8 protein-coding genes are annotated in these 24,079 nt (G+C 41.0%); all 8 read left to right on the forward strand.

From position 1 onward, the window contains the following. Nucleotides 1-209: 209 nt before the first annotated feature. Nucleotides 210-2,627, forward strand: a complete 2,418-nt coding sequence (locus ACQ334_RS00970) for a M1 family aminopeptidase (RefSeq protein ID WP_430986281.1) — start codon at nt 210-212, stop codon at nt 2,625-2,627. A gap of 41 nt (nt 2,628-2,668) precedes the next feature. Further along, nucleotides 2,669-9,976: a T9SS type A sorting domain-containing protein gene (locus ACQ334_RS00975; protein ID WP_430986282.1), complete on the forward strand. Its 7,308-nt coding sequence runs from the start codon at nt 2,669-2,671 to the stop codon at nt 9,974-9,976. Between the two features lie 122 nt (nt 9,977-10,098). Continuing rightward, on the forward strand, nt 10,099-11,937 hold the full coding sequence (locus ACQ334_RS00980) for a cytochrome-c peroxidase (protein WP_430986283.1): 1,839 nt from the start codon (nt 10,099-10,101) through the stop codon (nt 11,935-11,937). Nucleotides 11,938-12,121: 184 nt separating this feature from the next. Further along, on the forward strand, nt 12,122-14,296 hold the full coding sequence (locus ACQ334_RS00985; RefSeq protein WP_430986284.1) for a metallophosphoesterase: 2,175 nt from the start codon (nt 12,122-12,124) through the stop codon (nt 14,294-14,296). Between the two features lie 80 nt (nt 14,297-14,376). After that, the gene (locus tag ACQ334_RS00990; protein WP_430986285.1) at nt 14,377-18,720 is read left to right on the forward strand and encodes a T9SS type A sorting domain-containing protein; all 4,344 of its coding nucleotides are present in this window, start codon (nt 14,377-14,379) and stop codon (nt 18,718-18,720) included. A gap of 64 nt (nt 18,721-18,784) precedes the next feature. Continuing rightward, nucleotides 18,785-19,537: a 16S rRNA (adenine(1518)-N(6)/adenine(1519)-N(6))-dimethyltransferase RsmA gene (gene rsmA / locus ACQ334_RS00995; protein ID WP_430986286.1), complete on the forward strand. Its 753-nt coding sequence runs from the start codon at nt 18,785-18,787 to the stop codon at nt 19,535-19,537. 11 nt (nt 19,538-19,548) lie between these two features. Beyond that, a complete protein-coding gene (locus ACQ334_RS01000; protein ID WP_430986287.1) occupies nt 19,549-20,445 on the forward strand; it encodes a hypothetical protein in 897 nt (298 codons plus the stop codon). 141 nt (nt 20,446-20,586) lie between these two features. Further along, the gene (locus ACQ334_RS01005) at nt 20,587-23,985 is read left to right on the forward strand and encodes a methylmalonyl-CoA mutase family protein (protein WP_430986288.1); all 3,399 of its coding nucleotides are present in this window, start codon (nt 20,587-20,589) and stop codon (nt 23,983-23,985) included. Nucleotides 23,986-24,079: the final 94 nt, after the last annotated feature.

A 24,079-nucleotide genomic window follows, 5' to 3' on the forward strand; every position in this document is an offset into this window, starting at 1 on the left:
CCGAAATTATAGTGCTGATATTCTGATGGTTTGCAATTAAAGTCATCTGAAAACTACATAGCTTGTAGTAAAATAACGTAGTGGTTTTTCATTCTAGTGTAGTAAAAAAATGACAACAATTGTAATGAAAAATACAATTTGTTTACTTTCTTTACGTTTCAACCAATATCTAATATCTAATATCCATTTAAACCAGTAAATCCAATCTAATGAGAAGGAAGTTGTACCTACTTACGGCTATTTTATCTTTTGTACAATTGTGCTTTGCACAAGAAAGAGATACAAAATTTTACTATCACGGTAACCGTACTGCAAATGCCAGCCTTGCACCACACATCGATGTTTCCAACTCAACTGGCCAGAGTGGCACAGGTTCTAATATCGACATAAAATATCATAAAGTATGGTGGAGAATAAATCCTGATTCTATTGTTACTGTCTCTTCTGTAAAGAGAGGATATATCAAAGGTTGGGTGCAAACCAACTTTCTTACCACACAAAATAATGTCAGCAGTATATCATTCGATTTAAACTCTGCACTTACAGTTGATTCTGTTCGTTACAGGGGGGCTAAATTACCAGGAGCAAGTATTGTCAGTTCCGGGAATGTGCTCACTTTAACATTGGGGGTTACTTTAGCTAATAATGTACTCGATTCAATATGGATCTATTATAAAGGCATTACGCCTGCGGTTAACGGTACTGCACAAGGTTATCAATATACCAGTGTAGCCGGTGCCGGTAATATTATTAATACTTTATCCGAATCTTATGAAGACAGAGACTGGTGGCCCTGTAAAGCTGATATGCAGGATAAGATCGACTCTATGGATATCAGTGTTAATGTTCCCTGGGCCACGCCTACTGCAGCCGATACTTTTTGGGTAGCTTCAAACGGAGTATTAATAGATTCTGCCATCAGTGGAAGCAGCCGCACTTTTAAATTCAAAACACGCTATCCGATAGCATCATACCTGGTGTGTGTTTCTGTAGCACATTATCAACGTTATTATAAAGGAGTAAATATCAACGGTACTAACGTGCCGGTAGTATATTACTTACTTAGTGGAAAAACAGCCGCAACCTATACCTCCATTGTTACGGCAATGGATAAGATAAATCTTGTGCTGGCAGCCTTTAGTGCAAAGTTTGGCGACTATCCGTTTAAATTAGAAAAACACGGGTTTTATGATGGCCTTGTTGGGGCAGGCGGTATGGAGCATCAAACATTCTCTGCCATTGACCCTACGGCACTAACTGATCTGCGTACACTGGCACATGAATTAATGCACCAGTGGTTTGGTGATAATGTAACTTTTTCAACATGGAATGATCTTTGGCTGGCAGAAGGCTTTGCCCGTTACAGTGAAGTGTTGTGTGGTGAGTTGGTACCTTCACTGGGCCTCAATCCGTATACAATCAGAAATAGTTTTAAAACTTCGGCCCTGGGTTATACTGCCAACAGCGCATGGATTCCTAATGCCAATGCAAGTACCTCTAATTTAATCTGGAGTTCCACTTATGGATCTACAGTTTATCAAAGAGGTTGTATGGTGGTTTCTATGTTAAGGGCTTTAGCCGGTGATACTAAATTTTTCCAGGCATGTACTAATTACCAAACAGCCCTGGCTGGTAAATCAGCAACTACCGATTCGCTGAAAAATTATTTTAATGCAGTTTTAGGCGCTGATATCAGTGAATTTTTTAACGACTATGCAGGAGGATCCGGCAATGGTGCCATCAGAGGTGGTATTGGTAACCCTATCAATACAGTTAACTGGTATAGCCCATCGGCAAAAAAGTTAGCTATAAAAATTACAGGTCAGGCTAAATCAGCGGGTAGTAATGTAACTTATTTTAATGGCCCTGTAGTATTGCATGTTAAGGGCACTGTTCCGGTAGCAATGGATACTACTATTGTGGTGTACGATTGGGGCGGTGGTAATCTTTCTTATGCCGGTAATGGTTTAAGTGCACCTATACCAGGTAACCTGTTAACCTACAATTTATCTGCTACGCCAACATCGGTACAATATGATGATAGTGCAAGAACTTTATCAACCGGCGTTATCACTAATAACCTGATTGTACTGGCAACTACAGTTGTTGATTTTTCGGGCCGTAAAAAAGCATCCGGAAATGAACTGTCACTTACCTTAAACAGTACTGACCCGATAACAAAAGTAGAATTACAAAAAAGCAACAATGGTACCGATTTTGTTGCCGCAGGCAGTATGAATCTTTTAAACCCGGGCAGCCAAACGATGAATTATAATTTTACCGACGGTACCCCTTACACAGCAGCAACTTTTTACCGGGCTAAAATTTACTACCTGGGTAAAGAAGAGCTGACCAATATTGTAAAAATTCAATCTGCTCAGCTTAAAGAAATCAGTGTTTCGCCTAATCCTGCCAATAAAGAGCTGAGAGTAAATATTGATAATCCTGCCCGTGAAGAATTTAAAGTAAGAATTGTGAATGCGGAAGGAAAGCAAATAAAAGAAACAACAACAAACAGTGATTTTATACATTTTGACACAAGTGATTTACCCGCAGGCATATATATGGTACAGGTAGTACAGCAGGGGCAGGTAGCACAAACCAGTAAATTCCTGGTACGTCATTGATGCATATAATAACTGGCTAATATCCTTTTAAAAATACCAATATGAAAAGAATTTTATTCTTTCTGATCTGCATGATTTGCCTGGCACAAACAGCACTGGCTCAACCGGCAACCTACGGTATACCGGTAGGGCTTGGACGAAATAATTGCGGCAGTGGCGGCGGAACCGACTCTATGTACTTCTTTAACTATGCAGCTGCAGGTTTAACGAGAGCTTCGTATCCTAATGCATACAGGCCAAGGCTTAAAGTAGGTCCTGCATCTACCACAGACAGGTGGTCAATTTTCCAGGCAAGTATTTCATTCAATCCGAAAGATCAGAAATTGTATTATCTCTGGACTGATTACTCACATAATATCAGGCCAACAGGAACATGGACGTATATATGGAGATTTAAGCCAGATACTACTTTTGCTACTGCTGCGTCGCCAGGAACTGCAAACTTTATAGATACCCTCCGGTCATTCCCTTATGATATCGGAGGTGTGGCTTTTGATAATAATGGTATTGGATGGACACTGGAATTTCCTTTAACCAATCCATGTGCAAGGGCTTTTTTCAGACCCATTGATTTTGCTGCCAATATTTATAATGCTGCAGATACGCTTGACTTTACCAGCGGTGCAGGTGGTATAGGAGATACCTTATGGAATCCCGGTAGTGGTGATATTACCATGTTACCCTCGGGCCAGATCTATTACAACTTTGATAATAAATTATATACTCCGGATTATGGTAGTTATGGCGGGCCAACACACCATATTAAATCAACTTATATTGATACTACAAGGCGGCCAGCGGGTACCACTGCGCTGGTAGGATTGGCTTTTGCTGATGGTGATCTGATATCATCTTATGCAACAGGATGTATTTACAGGCGATTGGATCCCGTAACCGGTGATACCAACTATGTCAACTATACCTATGCCGCTAATAAGGGGGTGTATTCTGTTGATATGACGCAGATAAACTCTGGTATTGGCGCTTCTAAAAAACTGGTTTCTGTTACAGCTACAGGTACGGCTAATCAGTATGATGTAGTATACGATGTGTATGTACGGAATTATGGTACGGTTCCGGTCACGAATGTGCAGGTATCAGATAACCTGGGATTGATTAATGGCATTGGTAACGTATCCAATGTAACGGCAGCGTTTACCAGTAATCCGGCAGGACTTTCACTGAATCCTTTATACAATGGTACTGTTGTTACTAATCTTTTATTGGGCACACAAACGCTACCCAACTATCCAACAGCCAATAATAATTTTACGATAAGAATTTCCTGCCGGTTATCAAATATACAGGCCGGTGTGGTGTATAATAACCAGGCTGTGGCTACAGCAGGAGGTTTTAATAATACAGCATTAAGAGATTCTTCTACCAACGGTAATAACCCCGATCTTAATCAGAATGATAAACCCGATGATGTGGGTGAAAGCCAGCCAACACCTTTTGTAATTATACTTACGCCGGTAACAGCACCTTGCGCTGTATTGGGTAATGTATTATACACACAGGATTTTGGTAGCGGCGTTGGTTTAAAAAATGCTATACCAACATCTCCTAATACAGCAAGTACAACCTATATCGGATCAACAACTGCTCCATTATCAATAAACAGGTTTAGTATTACCAATAATGCTGTTAACGGGGATGCTTCCAACTGGATAAGTCTCACCGATCATACGGGTGGTGCAAACGGAAATATGATGGTAGTGAATGCTGACGCTTCAGCCAGTATTTTTTACAGGGATACCTTGCCTGTGGCCTGCCCGGGGCAGCAGTATTCTGTTACATTATGGGCGGCATTTATCGGTAATACTTCTTATCAAACCACCTGTAATGGGTTGGGTGGATTTAAGTATCCTAAGTTTTTAATAAAAATAAGAGACTTAGCCACCGGACTTGTAATTACTCAAACAACTACAGCCGATATTACCAGTACCAGCTGGACACAGTATGGTATGAAGTTTGGTTTACCGGCAGGTTACAGCAACCTTATACTTGAAATTGTGAATGCAGGCCCTGGTGGTTGCGGTAATGATGTGGCGATTGATGATATCCAGTTTGGTAGTTGCAGTGCAGCACCTACAGCTAATGTAAGTGGTGCCGGCGGATGTTTAGGTACTTCTACAACATTCAATTCTACCTTAAGCGATCCAACTGCAATTTCGGGTACACCGGTTTATCAATGGCAGGTGGCCACTGCACTGGCAGGCCCTTATACTGATATTGTGGGAGCAACTTCGGCAAATTATACCATACCTTCTTTGGCAGCATCCGATACCGGTAAATACTATCGTGTTATTGTAGCTTCATCGGGTAATATTGGTATTGCAGGATGTCAATATATTTCTCCGGGAATCAAATTAAATGGTTTGGTACCATCTACAGCACCGGCAAGTGTTTCTGCAACAGCAAGCACTATCTGTAATTCAGGTTCTACCACCTTAACAGCTGTTGGCGCAACATTAGGTACCGGTGCTAATTACCAGTGGGGTACCGGCTCTGTTGTAGGTACTAATCCTATAGTAGGTGCCACCAGTTCAACGCTTACAGTATCTCCATCCAGTACTACAACGTATTGGGTGCAGGTTCAAAATACAACTTCACCTTGTTCTGCCACTACCGGTGGTGTAACAAAAGTGGTAACAGTAAATCAACCATCAGTTGCACCAAGCAGCATCAGTGGTGCAGATTTTTGTAACCCGGGTTCTACTACATTAACAGTAGGTGGAGGCGCTTTGGGTACAGGTGCTAACTATCAATGGGGCACAGGCTCAGTTGTAGGCACCAGTCCAATAGTTGGTGCTACCGGCTCCACACTAACGATATCGCCTACCAGTACTACTACATACTGGGTGCGTATAGAAAATGGTACTGCACCTTGTGCACTTACAACCGGTGGTGTAACTAAAATAGTAACAGTAATGCAGCCGTCTGTTGCACCGGCCAGTGTTTCTGCAACGGCATCTACTATTTGTAACTCCGGTTCTACTACATTAACAGCTGTGGGAGCAACCCTGGGTACCGGTGCTAACTACCAATGGGGTACCGGCTCGGTTATAGGTACAAATCCTATTGTGGGAGCCACCAGTTCAACGCTTACTGTATCTCCATCCAGTACTACCACATATTGGGTGCAGGTTGAAAATACAACTTCACCTTGTGCCGCCACTACAGGTGGTGTAACCAAAGTGGTAACAGTAAATCAGCCATCAGTTGCTCCAAGCAGCATCAGTGGTGCTGATTTTTGTAATCCCGGTTCTACCACATTAACAGCTGGCGGAGGTTCTCTTGGCACCGGCGCCAATTACCAATGGGGTACCGGCTCAGTTATAGGTACTAATCCTATTGTGGGTGCCACCAGCTCAACACTTACGATATCGCCTACCAGTACAACAACGTATTGGGTACGTATAGAAAATGGTACAGCACCTTGTTCATTAACAACCGGTGGAGTAACAAAAGTAGTTACAGTAACGCAGCCATCTGTTGCACCTGCAAGTGTTTCGGCAACAGCAAGTACACTTTGTGGTTCAGGGTCTACAACATTAACAGCTGTTGGTGCAACCCTGGGTACCGGTGCTAACTATCAATGGGGTACCGGCTCTGTAGTGGGTACTAATCCTATTGTGGGTGCTACCGGTTCAACACTTACAGTATCTCCATCCAGTACTACCACATATTGGGTGCAGGTTGAAAATACTTCTTCACCTTGTACAGCTGTAACCGGCGGGGTAACAAAAGTAATTACAGTAAACCAGGCATCTGTAGCACCTAGCAGTGTAACAGGCGCAGATTTTTGTAATCCTGGTTCTACTATATTAACAGCCGGCGGAGGTTCTCTTGGTACCGGTGCTAACTATCAATGGGGTACAGGTTCTGTTGTGGGTACAAGCCCGATAGTGGGTGCCACCAGTTCAACACTTACGGTGTCGCCTACAAGCAGTACAACTTATTGGGTACGTATTGAAAACGGTACAGCCCCATGTGCACTTACAACCAGTGGTATAACCAAATTGATAACAGTAACGCAACCATCTGTTGCACCGGCAAGTGTTTCGGCAACAGCAAGTACACTTTGCGGTCCAGGGTCTGCAACATTAACGGCTGTTGGCGCAACCCTGGGTACAGGTGCTAATTACCAATGGGGCACCGGCTCTGTTGTAGGTACTAATCCTATTGTGGGTGCTACTGGTTCAACACTTACCGTATCTCCATCCAGTACTACCACATACTGGGTACAGGTTCAAAATACTACTTCACCTTGTACTGCTACAACCGGTGGCGTAACAAAAGTAATTACAGTAAATCAGGCATCAGTAGCACCAAGCAGCGTAACAGGCGCAGATTTTTGTAACCCTGGTTCTACTATATTAACAGCTGGCGGCGGCACACTTGGTACAGGCGCTAATTATCAATGGGGTACCGGTTCTGTTGTGGGTACCAGCCCGATAGTGGGTGCTACCAGTTCAACACTCACGGTGTCGCCTACAAGCAGTACAACTTATTGGGTACGTATTGAAAATGGCACAGCCCCATGTGCACTTACAACCAGTGGTATAACCAAATTGATAACAGTAACGCAGCCATCTGTTGCACCTGCAAGTGTTTCGGCAACAGCAAGTACACTTTGCGGTTCAGGGTCTGCAACATTAACGGCTGTTGGTGCAACCCTGGGTACAGGTGCTAATTACCAATGGGGTACCGGCTCTGTAGTGGGTACTAATCCTATTGTAGGTGCCACCAGTTCAACACTCACTGTATCTCCATCCAGTACCACAACCTATTGGGTACAGGTTCAAAATACTACTTCACCTTGTACAGCCACAACCGGTGGTGTAACAAAAGTAATTACAGTAAACCAGGCATCAGTAGCACCAAGTAGTGTAACCGGCCTCGATTTTTGTAATCCTGGTTCTACCACATTAACAGCCGGTGGCGGTACACTTGGTACCGGTGCCAACTATCAATGGGGTACGGGATCGGTTATAGGTACAAGTCCAATAGTTGGAGCTACCAGTTCTACACTAACAGTTTCACCAACAACTACTACCACCTATTGGGTACGTATTGAAAACGGTACTGCACCTTGTGCACTTACAACCGGCGGTGTAACAAAACTGGTTACAGTAAGCCAGCCATCGGTTGCTGCAGTAACAGCTACAAAAAATAAGAATAATATTTGCCCCGGTATTTCCGTTAGTCTTGGTATTACAGGTGGAACCCTGGGTACCGGTGCCAGCTGGAAATGGTATACCGGAAGCCCCGGTGGCACCTTAGTGGGTACAGGAAGTACGCTAAGTGTAACACCATTGGTTACCACTACCTATTATGTAAGGGCAGAGGGAAATTGTAATACTACTACAGATCAGTCCGTAACCGTATTTATATCCTGCGATATTGATAAAGATAAAGATGGTATCCCTGATTTTGTGGAAAGCGGTATGGCAGCAGCATTTGCAGATGCCAATAGCAATGGTGTTATTAATGCTTATGATCCTACTTATGCAGGATTTGTAGACAACAACAATGATTTTATAAACGATAATTTTCAAGCTGATGGTGATTCTGATAACGACGGTATTCCTAATTACCTTGATACAACGTTCCCTGGCCGTGTGGATAGTAATGGCGATGGAGTTGATGACAGATTTGATGCGGACAAAGACGGTATCATAAATATGCTGGACCTTGACAGTGATAATGATGGTATACCTGATGTGGTGGAAGCTTATGGTGTTGATACTAATGGTGATGGAAAGATTGATGGGTTTAGCGATACCGACGGCGATGGTTTATCACAAAACGTAGACGGTAATAATACAGGTGCTTACAATACCGGCCTGGGTTTAGGAAATATTGACCTGGATGGTGATGGTGTACCAAACTTTATTGACCTGGATAGTGATAACGACGGTATTCCTGATGTAGTAGAGTCTGGCGGTGCAGATACCAACAACGACGGAAAGATTGATGGATTTGTGGATGCGAATGGCGATGGTTTACATGATGGATATATTAATGCAAGTGGTTTATTAAAAACAGGTGCCGACACAAACGGTGACGGTAAAGCAGATAGTTATCCTAATAAAAACCTGGACCAGGATCTACGTCCCAATGCTTATGATATAGATAGTGATGGTGATGGTATTGTAGATGTAATAGAAGCAGGTTTACCGGATGCTAACCTTGATGGTAAGGTAGATGGAGTGATTGGTACGGATGGCTGGTCTGGTACGGTATCAGCAATGGCGGCATTAAATTTAAGAAATACAGATGCTTCCGGAAATCCCGATTACCTGGATATTGATGCCGATAATGATGGTATTCCGGATAATATAGAAGGACAGTCTACTGCCGGGTATAAAACACCTGTTACTACAGATACCGATGGTGATGGATTGGTTAATACTTATGATAATGTTTCAGGCTTTGGTGGTTCGGGTATATTTGTGTGGGACCAGGATGGTGATGGTATTCCTGATTACAGGGACCTTGATACTGACGGTGACGGACAACCGGATATTGCAGAAGGTAACGACTTTAACCTTAACGGTAAAGCAGATGACCTGATAACATTAACTGGTTTAGATACTGATGGTGATGGTTTAGATAACCGCTTTGATTCACTGAACTCTGTTACCAATTTAAAGGGTACATCTTATATGATGGGTAATAGTGGTAGTTTGATTGGTGACCCTGCTCCGGGTTCAAGGTGTACTGTTCAAAAGAAAACACCGGGACAAATTGACCGTGACTGGCGCTTTGTAGGTTCGGTATTGCCGGTTCAGTTCCTTGGCTTTACAGGATCAACCCAGAATACACAGGTATTATTAAGCTGGACGATACTAACAACTAAAGAAGTGGATCATTTTGAAATTGAACGTAGCTTGGATAATACCACCTATATCAAAGTAGGTACAGTTTCAGACGCAGTAAAATTAAATGAGCCGCAAAGCTTTGGGTCAACAGATGATATTGCAGGAATAAATAGCGATATCATTTATTACAGGCTTAAAGTAGTAGGCAAATCAGGAGAAATAAAATACAGTAATGTTTTAGTGGTAAGAAAGAGCCTGGTTAAAACGCCGGTAGCTATTATGCCTAACCCTGCTAACGATTATGTTTCGGTAAAATTCTTTGCAGAAAAAGAATCGGAAGTAACCATAAGGCTGGTAGATAACCTGGGTAAGACTGTATTGATACAGAAACAAAGAGTAAGCAAGGGAAATAATGTGCTGCAGCTTAACAATCTTGCCAAATACAGTGCAGGTGTATACACAGTGCAGGTATTTGTGAACGACGAAATTGTTACGCATAAGTTGATACTGGAAAGATAACAGTACTGAAGAAAGTATAATTTTACAGGCTGCCTTTTTACAAGGCAGCCTTTTTTAATTTCCCCGCCATATAGTAAAATGCCTGCGATTGTTTTACTAATTTAGTAGCTTATATAGCAGGTATGTCCGGAAAAATACTGATCACCAGCATTATTATATTCTCCATCACGGCATTTTCTTTTTTCATAAAAAAAAATGAAGCGCCGCCGGAGCCAGTTAAATTATGGTATTTACAAAAGGCCAAACTATTAGAGAATGAAATTGTGCAATTGCAAAAACTGGCAGCAACGGCAAACGAAAAGCAACTACAGCAACAATTTTTAAGAACCCGTTTAGTCTACAAACAAATAGAGACGATCACTGAATATTACTTCAATTTTTTTGCAGTAAAACTAAATGGGCCGGCTATTCCTTTTTTTGAAGAAGATGAACCAGATATGGGGCAGCAGCAACCCAATGGCATGCAATTGATCGAAAGCATGCTCTTTCCTGCCTATAATAAAACAAATGCTACAGCATTAGATGAGGCCATTGCAAGGCTATTGCTGGATACCAGGACGATGCAGGAAACCAACGAATCGGATGCATTCAGTGAAGCATTTGTTTTTGATGCTGTTACCGAGGAGTTATTCCGCATTACTGCTTTAGGTATTACCGGTTTCGATTCGCAATTGGCAATAAACGGCTTGCCTGAATGTGGTGCAGCCCTGAAAGGATTGCAAGAGATAATTGCGGTTTTTGAGAACAATTTTAACACAAAAGAATATGCACAGCTTCAACGGTTACTAAACGATGCTCAACATTATTTACAGCAGCATAACAATTTTAATACTTTCAACAGAATGGAGTTTATCCGGGCTTATCTGAACCCGGTTACGGCAATTATTGCCAGGTATAAACTGGCAAAGGGTTTAGCCGAAAATAAATCACCCATGTTTTACAGCAGCATCAAAAAAAATAATACGCTTTTTGATGCAGGAGTATTTGATGTAAATAAATATTTAGATGACAATACCATCTCTCCCGAAAAAATAGCATTAGGCAAAAGGTTATTTTTTGATACACAACTATCGGTAGATAATAGACGTAGTTGTGCTACCTGTCACAATCCTGCAAAAGCCTTTACGGACGGGCTTTCCACCAGTGTTGCCATGGACGGCCATACCGCTTTGCCACGTAATGCCCCCACCATCTGGAATGCTGCTTTGCAACGGAATTTATTTTTCGACAACCGCAGCTCTTCATTGGAAGACCAGGTAATGCAGGTGCTGAATAATGCTAAAGAAATGCATGGCTCGGCCCAACAGGCAGCTGAAAAGATCATCGCACAAAAAGAATATAAACCTGTTTACGCCAAGGCATTTCCTGCTGCAGAAAAAGCTAATGCGGCACAGAATATCTGTAATGCCATTGCATGCTACGAACGCACCCTAGTGGCGCTTAATTCAAAGTTTGATAAACATATGCGTGGGCAATTAGTGCTGAGTAATAAAGAAATTAATGGCTTTAATCTCTTTATGGGCAAGGCCAAATGCGGCACCTGTCATTTTATGCCTTTGTTCAACGGCACAAAACCGCCCCGTTATTATTATTCCGAAACAGAAGTTATTGGAGTGCCGGATAAAAATTTACCAGCAAAAAATAAACTGGATGAAGATATAGGGAGGTTTGCTGTAACTAACCTGCCCATTCATCAATATGCATTTAAAACAAGCACGTTACGCAACATTGCACTTACTGCACCATACATGCATAATGGCGTATTTAAAACATTAGAGCAGGTGCTGGATTTTTATAATAATGGTGGCGGAAAAGGCTTAAAAATTGCACCATCCAATCAAACATTACCCTTCGAAAATCTGCATCTTTCAGGCAGCGAAAAGGCCAATATTATCCTCTTTTTAAAAACACTTACAGATACTGCAGGGATTTCTGAAAGGCCCGTCCAGAGTAGTTTTTAGCGAATTTCAGAGTGTTTTGTCTTAGTATTTATACTTGTTTCAGGCAGTTTTGTTGTCACTACAGTTTTTTTAGAAAAAAAACTACAGACAAGGACTGTGAGATGAAATTAAACTGTTCTAATTTTAAAAATGTTTCTTAGGCCAATTTTGTGCGCAAGCTTAAATTAACCTATAATCCAGATTTATGAAAACCAATTTTACCCCAAAAAAAACTGTAGTTTTTTTTATTACAGTAGTATTAATTTCAACAGGTTTTGTACAAGCTCAAACCTTAACTCGGGGCCCATACTTACAAGTGGGTAAACAGGATTCAATTACCATTCGGTGGAGAACAAGCAGTGCTACTAACTCTAAAGTTACCTGGGGTACTTCATTTGGCTCTTATCCCAATGTATTTACACAGGATGTTGCTACACCTGTAACTGAACATATTGTTAGAATCGGGGGATTGACTGCCGATACCAAATACTGGTATACCATTGGCTCTACCACTACCACGTTACAACAAACCAACACCAATTATTTTCTTACGTTGCCATTAGATAATACTACCCGTATACTTCGCTTTGTGGCAATAGGAGATTGTGGTAATGCTTCCACTAACCAGGTTGCTGTAAAAAATACATTTATCAATTATATCGGCAGTAATGATATTGATGCCATGATATTATTAGGTGACAATGCATATACCACCGGACTGGATGCCGAATTTCAAACCAATTTTTTTGATATTTATAAAGATGACCTGTTAAAGTACAATAAACTGTACCCTGCACCCGGTAATCATGATTACGGCAACAGCACAGCTAACAATACCAAAACAGGTTCTACGCCTGCTAACAGTATGCCTTATCATTTAAATTTCACCACTCCCATGGGTGGTGAGATAGGAGGGGTACCTTCGGGTGTAAAAAATTATTATTCTTTTAATGTAGGTGGCGTACATTTTATTTCGCTGGATTCTTATGGCAAAGACGGCGGTAATTTATTGTACGATACAACAGGAGCACAAGCTACCTGGTTAAAAGCCGACCTTGCAGCCAATACACAAAAATGGACCATCGCTTATTTTCATCATCCGCCCTATACAAAAACCAGTCATACATCCGATAGCGAAACAGACCTGGTAGCGGTACGTGAAAAATTTATCCGCATCCTGGAACGCAATGGTGTAGACCTTGTTTTGTGTGGCCATGCACATGGATATGAAAGAAGTTATTTATTAAAAGGTTTTTATAATACTTATGCATCGCCATTACTGGATGCTAATTTTAACGCTGCAACGCATACGGCCACGGGTAATACGCAAAATGGTTTGTATGATGGTGCAACAGGTAATTACAAAGCCTTCACCTATAATTCAGGAAAGTATAATCACGGTACGGTATACACGGTTTCCGGTTCGGCCGGGCAAATAGGAGGTACATCAACAGGGTATCCACAGGATTGTATGTATTATTCCAATGCCACCAATGGCGGTTGCTTTTATTTTGAAGTGGATAACAACCGTTTGGATGCTAAATTTATCTCGTATACAACAGCTCCAACACCTGTTATAAGAGACCAGTTCACCATTTTTAAAGATGTAAAACAAAGAACGAATTATTCTATTACTGTCGGACAGTCTTTATCGTTTGATGCTTCATGGCCCGGCAGCTATAACTGGACAATTCCGCTTAATGGCGGATCTGCAGTAGCACAAACTACCCGTTCAATAAGTGCAACTCCAACCACTACAGGTACGTTTGATTATATAGTAGCAGATGATTACGGTGATCTGAAAGATACTTTCAGGGTAACTGTGAATGCCGTGGTGTTACCCATACTGGTAAATTCTTTTACAGCTTCATTAGATAATAATAAAGTGTTACTCGACTGGTCAACTGATGTAGAACAGGATAATAAATATTTTACCATTGAACATTCAACTGATGGCATGAATTTTCTGCCACTGGGTAATGTAAATGCTGCAGGTAATTCCAATAGCTTTAAGGCATATCACATGGTGGATCTTGCCCCTGCAGAAGGCGTTAATTACTATCGTTTATCACAAACAAATTTCGACGGTAAAAGAACTTTATTTGAAACCAGGAAAATAAATTATAAAACCAACAAACCCTTCAGTTGTATTGCGGTCAATCAATCCAATGGTGCAGTGGTACTGGTGATAAGCAGCATTAAAGCTGATGCGCTTGATTTAAGAGTAGTTGATATGTCGGGTAAAGAAGTGCTGGTGAAAGAATGTAGTGTGGCGGTGGGCAACAATACCCAGGCGCTCCGGTTAAAAAATGGCGCTTATATTGTCACACTTACCAATTCGGCAGGTGAAAGAATAAGCAATAAAATTATAGTACAATAAAATTGATAGAAGCCTTAAAACAAGTCTTTACAAAAAATATTAAGTTTTGATACCTATGAAAATATTTAATCCCAATCCGTATGAAAAAATTTTTACTAACGATCATTTGTGCCATTGCCTTTCATGTTTTTGAAAGCAATGCACAGGTACTAAGGGCTTTTGCGCCCCGGTACTATAATGCTTCTGCCAGAGGTAGTATAGTATATGTATCAAATAGTATCGTCTCCTCAAGCGGTATAGGAAGTGGTTCGCCAGGTACCGGGGAAGTTCCTCCTGCCGGCTCCACAACTAATAATAGCAGCACTGCTATTAACATAGATATTGATAATCCTGCACCCACAACAAAGCTGGCTTTTGGCAGTGTATGGAATTATTTTTCCAGTACTACTGCGCCGGCTAATGATGGCTCAGGCAATACCTGGAAACAATCAGCCTATACATTACCTGCCGGTTGGAATACGGGAGCATCTCCTGTAAATGGTGCTGGTAAATATGGATACAATGCTACGCAAACCACTTGTATACCCAGTGGTATTACACCCATTTGTACGCCAGGGGCAGGTGCTAAACGTACAGCCTATTATTTTCGTAATACAGTAAACTTTACAGCAACAGAACTAGCTACTACTTTTTATTCCATTCAAATGGATTTAAAAAGAGATGATGGTATTGTAGTGTACATAAACGGAGTAGAGCAGGTAAGAAACAATATGCCTGCAGGTGGGGTTACTTATGCAACATTGGCATCTTCTAATATTGCAGTAGGTGCTACAGAAAATGTAACAGTTAATTTAAGCCCGTCGGTTTTTACAGCTGGTGTTAATACCATTGCAGTAGAAGTGCATTTAAATGTAGCTACCGCTTCTGATATGTCCTTTGACATGGACATTATTGGATTAGATAATAATGGTACCTATAATTCTTCTGCTGCCAATTTAGGCCTGCCCGGTTGTTCCAATGTGCTTTTTGCTGGTTTATACTGGGGTGCAGGGCAGGGTAGTGGCGGTGCCAATACTGCATGGATGACAGGTGTGGAAACCACTTGTAAATTAAAAGTACCCGGGGCTGCTTCTTATACCACTATTACTTCTTCAAAAACCGATTACTGGAATAATACTTTGATTGCCGGTTATGCCCATACAGGATACCAGTGTTTTTTTGATATCACTTCAATGCTCAACCTCACCAATCCCAACGGCACTTTTACCGTAGGTAATGTATTGCCGGCATTAGGTATTGGGGATGCTTATGGCGGCTGGACGATTGTTATCGTGTATGCCAATCCGTCATTGCCTCCAAGAAACTTAACCGTGTTTGATGGTTGTGCTATTGTTAAAAGCGGTAGTCCGCCGGCCGACGTTGCTATTTCCGGCTTTCTAACGCCACCTGGCGGCCCTGTGAGTTGCGAACTGGGTGCTGTGGTGTACGATGGTGACAGGACTTCTAAAGACTCCTTTTTATTTAAGCAATCAGGTGCAGCAGCATTCTATAATCTTACGCCCAATACATTGGCCAACCTTAATGATATGTGGAATAGTGTGATCTCCTATAAAGGAGCAGTAGTTACCACACGTAATCCGTCTTTTCAAAATACATTAGGCTACGATGCCAGTATACTGGATTTACCCAATACACTTAATGCCCAGCTAGGTAATAGTAAAAGTGCAGCAACCGTTCGTTTTGCTTCACCCAGTGAAAACTATATTGTACAGGTTTTAACAACAGGTATTTCACAGTATAATCCCACCTTTGCTTTTGATAAAACGGCAACAGACGTAAATGGAGGTGCACTTGTGCCCGGTGATGTACTGCGTTATCTGATCAACTACAGTAATGTGGGTAACGATTCCAGCACCAACACCATAATTACAGATAACATACCCGGCGGTACCAGCTTTGTGCCCGGAAGTATAAAAATAAATGGCGTTGCTAAAACGGATGTAGCTGCTGATGACCAGGCAGAGTATAACTTTGCCGGTAATAAAATCCTATTTCGTATAGGCGTTGGCGCTAATGCAGTAAATGGTGGCAATATTGGCATTGGTGTTACCGGTACGGTTCAATTTGATGTGGTTACTACTTCATCCTGCGATGTACTATCCTGTATCGGGCCGGTGCAAAATAGTGCAAGGGTGGATTATAAGGGTAAAACATCATTATCGGTACTTTATGATTCCAGCGGTGTAAATACTGCAGGATGTATAATTAAAGGGCCTGTTAATTTAACAGTTACAGGTAGCTGCTTTTCTCCAAAAGACACTGTGATCATTAACCAGTGTAATAATTTAACAGTAACACTGCCGTGGGTAAAATACGCAGGGTATAAATTTTATGCTGCCCAGCCTTTTATACCGGCAAATGAATATAACCCCTATACGCCGGTAACTTATCCCGGAGGCGTTTACTGGGCTTATTTTTCCAATGGGGCAGGATGTTCTGATACGGCAAGAATTGCAGTGATAATACATGCCTGTCCGGATATTGATGATGATAATGATGGTATACCTGATTACGTGGAATTTAATAACCCGGTGGCTTTACAGGATGCCAATGGTAATGGTATACCTAACTGGAACGATCCTGCTTATCCGGGTTATGTAGACAATAACTTTGACAATGTAAATGACAATTTTGATTACGGAGCCGATTCTGACAATGATGGTATTCCTAATTTTTACGATACCGATTTTCCTGGTTTTGTAGATACTAACGGTGATGGTGTAAACGATAATGCAGATAAAGACAAAGACGGTATTCCCAATCAATATGACCTGGATAGTGATAATGATGGCATTCCTGATACTGTGGAATCTTATGGTGTGGATGCCAATGGTGATGGTATCATTGATAATTATACTGATACAGATAATGACGGTTTTTCTCAGAATGTAGATGCAAATAATACCGGCGTTAACGGGTCTAATGTTGGCCTGGGCGCACAGGATTTTGATGGAGACGGTATTCCTAATTATTTAGATACGGATAGCGATAATGATGGCATACCCGACCTGGTGGAAGCAGGAGGTACAGATACCAATAATAATGGCCTTATTGATGGTTTTGCAGATTCCAACAGTGATGGTATCAGTGATAGTTATATCAATGCAACGGCATTATTAAAAACAGGTGTTGACGTTTCTCCTGTTGATGGCCGTGCAGATAATTATCCTAATAAAAACCTTGACAGGGATTTCAGGCCCAATGCCTATGATATTGATAGCGATGGCGATGGTATTGTGGATGTAATTGAAGCAGGCTTACCCGATGCTAATTTTGATGGCAAGGTGGATGGCTTAATTGGTACCAATGGATGGTCAACTACCATTTCGGCAATGGGTGCCTTGAATCTCAGAAATACAGATGGCGTAGGTAATCCCGATTACCTGGATATTGATTCGGATGATGATGGTATTCCTGATAATATTGAAGGTATGTCAACCGCAGGATATTTATTACCTGTACTCACAGATACCGATGGCGATGGCCTGGTAAATACTTATGATAATGTGGTTGGCTTTGGCGGCTCGGGTATTTTTGTGTACGACCATGATGGTGATGGAATACCCGATTACAGAGACCTGGATACCGATGGTGATGGCCAGTTAGACATTGTGGAGGGTAATGACTTTAACCTGAATGGTATTGCCGATGACCTGGTAACACTTACCGGTTTGGATACCGATGGAGATGGTTTGGATAATCGTTTTGATTCTTTAAACTCGGTTACCAATGTAAAGGGAACTTCTTACCGGATGGGGAATGGAGGAAGCCTTATTGGTGATGCCACTCCGGGAAGCAGAACAACAGTACAAAAGAAAACATCCGGGCAAATAAACCGTGACTGGCGTTATGTAGGTGTGGTGCTTCCTGTACAGATCATCAGCTTTACAGGTACACATCAAAATACACAAGTGTTGCTAAACTGGACGATCATCACGCCAATTGATATCGATCATTTTGAAGTGGAACGAAGCCCGGATAACAGTTTGTATGGTTTTGCGGGAATGGTAACAGATGCGGTAAAGCTAAATGAACAACAGCGCTTTAGTATGATTGATAATATCAGTAATCTTACCAATGATATTCTTTATTACAGGCTTAAAGTAGTAGGTAAAAACGGGGAGGTTAAATACAGTAATACATTAGTAGTAAGAAGAGACCGGTCAGCATCCCCTGTTACCATTATGCCTAACCCTGCAAAAGATTATGTAGCCATAAGGTTTTTTACAGATAAAGAATCTGCAATAAGTCTGCGTTTGGTTAATGATATTGGAAAAGTAGTGCTGTTACAGAAAAGCAATGCTTCAAAAGGATTGAACACCGTACTCATTAATGATCTTGCTGCTTATGGCGCAGGGGTATACACACTACAGGTGTGGCTTAATGGCGAAGTGATAAGCCACAAATTAATATTGACTAAATAGGTGCTTCTGATAGTTTTGGTTAAGCCTCCCGTAAAGGGGGGCTTTTTTATATTACTTTTGTTCTATGTACACACTAAAAAAATCGCTGGGGCAACATTTTTTAAAAGACGAACAGGTTATTCAGAAAATCATTGATGTTGTTAAAGAACAGGTGTTTACCAATTTGCTGGAAGTTGGTCCTGGCGCAGGTGCTTTAACCAAATATTTAATAGACCTGCCGGGTATTAATTTTAAGGCGGTAGAATTAGATGAAGAAAAAGTGAATTATCTTTTTCAAAAATACCCTGTTTTAAAAGATAAGATTATTCACGAAAGTTTTTTAGACATTGCAAAACCATTTGATCAGCCTTTTACCGTAATTGGCAATTTTCCTTATAATATTTCAACACAAATTTTATTTAAGATTTTAGAGTGGAAAGAAGATGTGCCTTGTGTGATAGGTATGTTTCAGAAGGAAGTGGCAGAAAGAGCAGCCTCAAAAGAAGGTAGTAAAGTATATGGTGTATTAAGTGCATTGGTGCAGGCTTATTACAATGTGGAATATTTATTTGATGTAGGCAACGAATGTTTTAACCCGCCGCCAAAAGTACAGAGTGGTGTAATAAGATTAATAAGAAGAGCAGAGCCATTGCACGTAAAAAGCGACAGGGCATACTGGGTATTGGTGAAAACTGCTTTTAACCAACGTCGCAAAACATTACGCAATGCAGTAAAAAGTTTATTTACTGCAGAAGCCTTGCAGGATGATATTTTTAATAAACGTGCCGAAGCCTTAAGTATTGAAGATTTTGCAGCACTTACTTTTAAAATGAGTTGATAGAAAACAGCATGATACAATATTCTGTATTGTTAATCAGTAATTATAAAAAGCTAATTACAAATTGCCTGTTGCTTATTGCCGTTTGTGTATCGCTTTTTTCGTGCTATTCGCCACGTTATGTATATAGCCCGGCTGCACATAATGTGCCCGTGTTTACAAAAAAAGGAGATAGTAAACTGGCGGCAAATTATTCTTTCAATCTTTCGGAAAATACAATAAAAGATAGTGTGCCTGTAAAAGCAAAAGCACATGGCTATGATTTGCAGGCGGCTTATGCAATTACAAAGCATTGGGCGGTACAGCTAAATTATTTTCAGCGTACCGAAAGGAATACGGGTGATTTTGATACCGGTATAAGAGATAGTGTGGTGATCAATTATAAAAGAAACCTTGCTGAAATTGGAGGAGGATATTTTCATTTATTGAAGAACAGACAATCACTATTCCAGGTGTTTGCAGGCATAGGTTTTGGAAAATCCAGCTTTACAGATGATGGTAAAGACCCTAACCGTGTTTATCGCAACAGGTATCATCAAATGAACGTTACCAAAGTTTTTATTCAGCCGGCATTTACAGTAATGAGTAAAAAGAATTTTGCGACTACTTTTTCATCCCGGCTAAGTGCTGTTTATTTTACAAACATCAATACCAACTATACCGCTGCCGAATTGGATAACTATAAATTAGATGGCCTTAATTACAGCCCACGGATTTTTTGGGAGCCTGCAATTGTAAATACTTTTGGGTTTAAAAAGCTACCCGGGCTGAAACTGGAATTTCAGTTAGGTTTTGCATTTTTAGTAAGCCGCCGGTTTGTAGATGCAAGGGCATTCAATCTTTCAGGTGGTTTGTTGTTTGATTTACCAAAACTTTTTGCTTTTACCCAGCATTCATCTAAAAACTAACTACTGTTATTTTTGTAACAGCTTTTACAGGTAAATTTGTGCATAAACCACTAAGGCAGAAAGGCGCAAAGTAGCACAAAGAAAATAAAGATCCCTTTGTGTTTTTAGTGACTTAGTCGTTCACCCAATCGAAATCATTTTATGAGTCTTACATTAAATAACAAAGTCAGAATTGTAACAGCTGCCAGTTTATTTGACGGGCATGATGCAGCAATCAATATCATGCGCCGCATTATGCAGTCCAAAGGTGCCGAGATCATTCACCTGGGCCATAACCGCAGTGTGCATGAAATTGTGGAATGTGCTATTGAAGAAGATGTACAGGGTATTGCCATTACCAGTTACCAGGGCGGGCACGTGGAGTTTTTTAAATACATGAAAGATTTACTGGAACAAAATGGTTGCGGCCATATTAAAATTTTTGGTGGCGGCGGCGGAACAATTTTACCCAGCGAAATAGAAGAGTTGCATAATTACGGTATCACCAAAATTTATAGTCCTGATGACGGCAGAAAAATGGGATTGGAAGGCATGATTGAAGATGTTATTTTATCCTGCGATTTTGCATTGAATGGAAATGGGCATTATAAAAATGCAATGACGCTTGGTGAAGTAAATGATGTAAGAAAAATTGCAAGGCAGATAACAAATGTGGAGAATGGTGTCAATGGGTCTGACGGTATTAAGGGGTCAGACGGCTCTAAGCCGTCAGACCCCTTGATACCTGTACTCGGCATTACCGGAACCGGCGGCGCAGGAAAATCTTCTGTTACCGATGAGATCGTTCGCCGTTTTTTAAATGGATACACCGATAAAACCATCGCTGTAATTTCTGTTGATCCATCAAAGAAAAAAACCGGCGGTGCTTTATTGGGCGACAGGATAAGAATGAATTCTATTTCTTCTCCCCGTGCCTACATGCGTAGCCTGGCAACAAGAGAAAGTGAAAAAGCATTAAGTAAATATGTACAGGAAGCTATTGACATCTGCAAGGCAGCCGGTTATGATTTTATTATTTTAGAAAGCGCCGGAGTGGGACAAAGTGATGCCAGTATTTTAGATTACTGCGATGTAAGTATGTATGTGATGACGCCGGAGTATGGCGCTGCATCGCAACTGGAAAAAATAAACATGCTGGATTATGCAGATGTGGTTTGCGTAAATAAATTTGATAAAGCAGGCGCATTGGATGCCTTGCATGATGTACGTAAGCAATACAAACGCAATCATAATTTATGGACGGCAAAAGATGAGGAGTTACCCATCGTTGGCACTATTGCAGCACAGTTTAATGACACCGGTGTAAACGAATTGTTTGAAAGGCTGATGGAAAAAGTAGCTGAAAAGACAGGTGTGAAATTTCATGGCGAGATAACACATCATGCGCATGTGAAAGACACGGTAAGCCAATCAACGATTATTCCGCCAAAGAGAGTGCGATACCTGGCAGAGATTGCTGAAACCATTGCTGCATATGATAACTGGGTAGAAGAGCAAAGTAAACTGGCTACGCAATACTACCAGTTAGATGGCGTGAAAAAAATATTACCCGATGCAGAAAAGTATATTGGTGAAACAGAAAAGAACCTGCTGAAAAAAATTGATCCTGATAATCTTGATCTCATCAACAACTGGCCTGTTGTATTGGAACGGTATGAAAAAGAATTTTACGAATTTAAAGTTCGTGATAAAATCATTAAGCAACCGCTTACCTATAAGAGTTTATCTGGCACGGTAATACCAAAAGTTATTTTACCTAAGTACAAAGACTGGGGCGATATTTTAAAATGGCAGTTGCAGGAAAATGTGCCGGGAGAATTTCCTTATACTGCCGGTGTGTTTCCATTAAAGAGAGAAGGTGAAGACCCTACAAGAATGTTTGCAGGAGAAGGCGGCCCGGAAAGAACCAACCGTCGTTTTCATTATGTAAGTATTGGCCAGCCTGCAAAACGTTTATCCACTGCATTTGATTCGGTTACATTGTATGGTGAAGATCCCGGTCATCGTCCGGATATTTACGGTAAAGTAGGTAATAGCGGTGTAAGTATTGCCACCGTGGATGATGCTAAAAAATTATACAGTGGTTTTGATCTCTGCGACCCTAAAACATCTGTAAGCATGACCATTAACGGGCCTGCACCAATACTGCTGGCATTTTTTATGAACGCAGCTATTGATCAGCAATGCGAAAAATACATTGTAGAAAATAATTTAAGAGAAGCCGTTAATAAAGCCATTGAAGCAAAGTATAGTATTGAAAGCCTGCCCAAATATGTAGGTGTTGATGGGATAGAAATTGTGCCTGCAAAAGGAAATTTGCAAGGCGTATTGCCCGAAGGTAATGATGGATTAGGGTTACGTTTATTGGGATTGAGTGGCTCTGATGTGCTACCTGCAGATGTATATGCCACCATAAAAGCCAAAGCTTTAGCAACAGTAAGAGGAACAGTGCAGGCAGATATTTTAAAAGAAGACCAGGCGCAAAACACCTGCATCTTCTCCACAGAGTTTGCATTAAAACTAATGGGTGATGTGCAGGAATATTTTATCAGCCATAAAGTACAGAATTTTTATAGTGTAAGTATCAGTGGTTATCATATTGCAGAAGCAGGGGCCAACCCAATTACACAACTGGCATTTACTTTATCTAATGGGTTTACTTATGTGGAATATTATTTAAGCAGGGGCATGAACATTGATGATTTTGCACCTAACTTATCTTTCTTCTTTAGTAATGGTATGGATCCGGAGTATAGTGTAATTGGAAGGGTAGCAAGAAGAATCTGGGCCAAGGCCATGAAGAATAAATACAAAGCCAACGACCGTTCGCAAAAATTAAAATACCATATACAAACATCAGGCCGTTCGCTGCATGCGCAGGAAATTGATTTTAATGATATCAGAACAACATTGCAGGCTTTGTATGCTATTTACGATAACTGTAATAGCTTACATACTAACGCTTACGATGAGGCTATAACCACACCAACAGAAGAGAGTGTGCGCCGTGCCATGGCCATCCAATTAATTATTAACAGGGAATTGGGCACTGCAAAAAATGAAAACCCTAACCAGGGCGCTTTTTTAATTGAAGAATTAACCGACCTGGTAGAAGATGCGGTAATGAATGAATTTAACCGCATTACGGAACGTGGCGGTGTATTGGGTGCTATGGAAAGAATGTACCAGCGCAATAAAATACAGGAAGAAAGTTTATACTACGAAACATTAAAACATACTGGTGAATACCCGATTGTTGGTGTAAATACTTTTTTAAATAAAAACGGTTCGCCAACAATTTTACCTACCGAAGTTATCCGCAGTACTACCGAAGAAAAGGAATTCCAGATTAAAACATTAGAGGCATTTCATGCAAGGCATGCAAAAGAATCGGCCGGCAGGTTGAAAAAATTGCAGTCCGTTGCAGTAGCCAATGGTAATTTATTTGATGAGTTAATGGAAACGGTTAAATACTGTTCCCTGGGCCAGATCACCAATGCATTGTATGCAGTAGGCGGGCAGTACAGGCGCAATATGTAAGCCATTACATTTAAAATTATCGTTTATGCTTGCATTTTACAATGCAAGTGAGTATCTTATGCTCCATATTCATTGTTCCGCTTGTCTTTCCCTC

Source organism: Ferruginibacter sp. SUN106 (genome assembly GCF_050611765.1).
Lineage (GTDB): Bacteria > Bacteroidota > Bacteroidia > Chitinophagales > Chitinophagaceae > Ferruginibacter.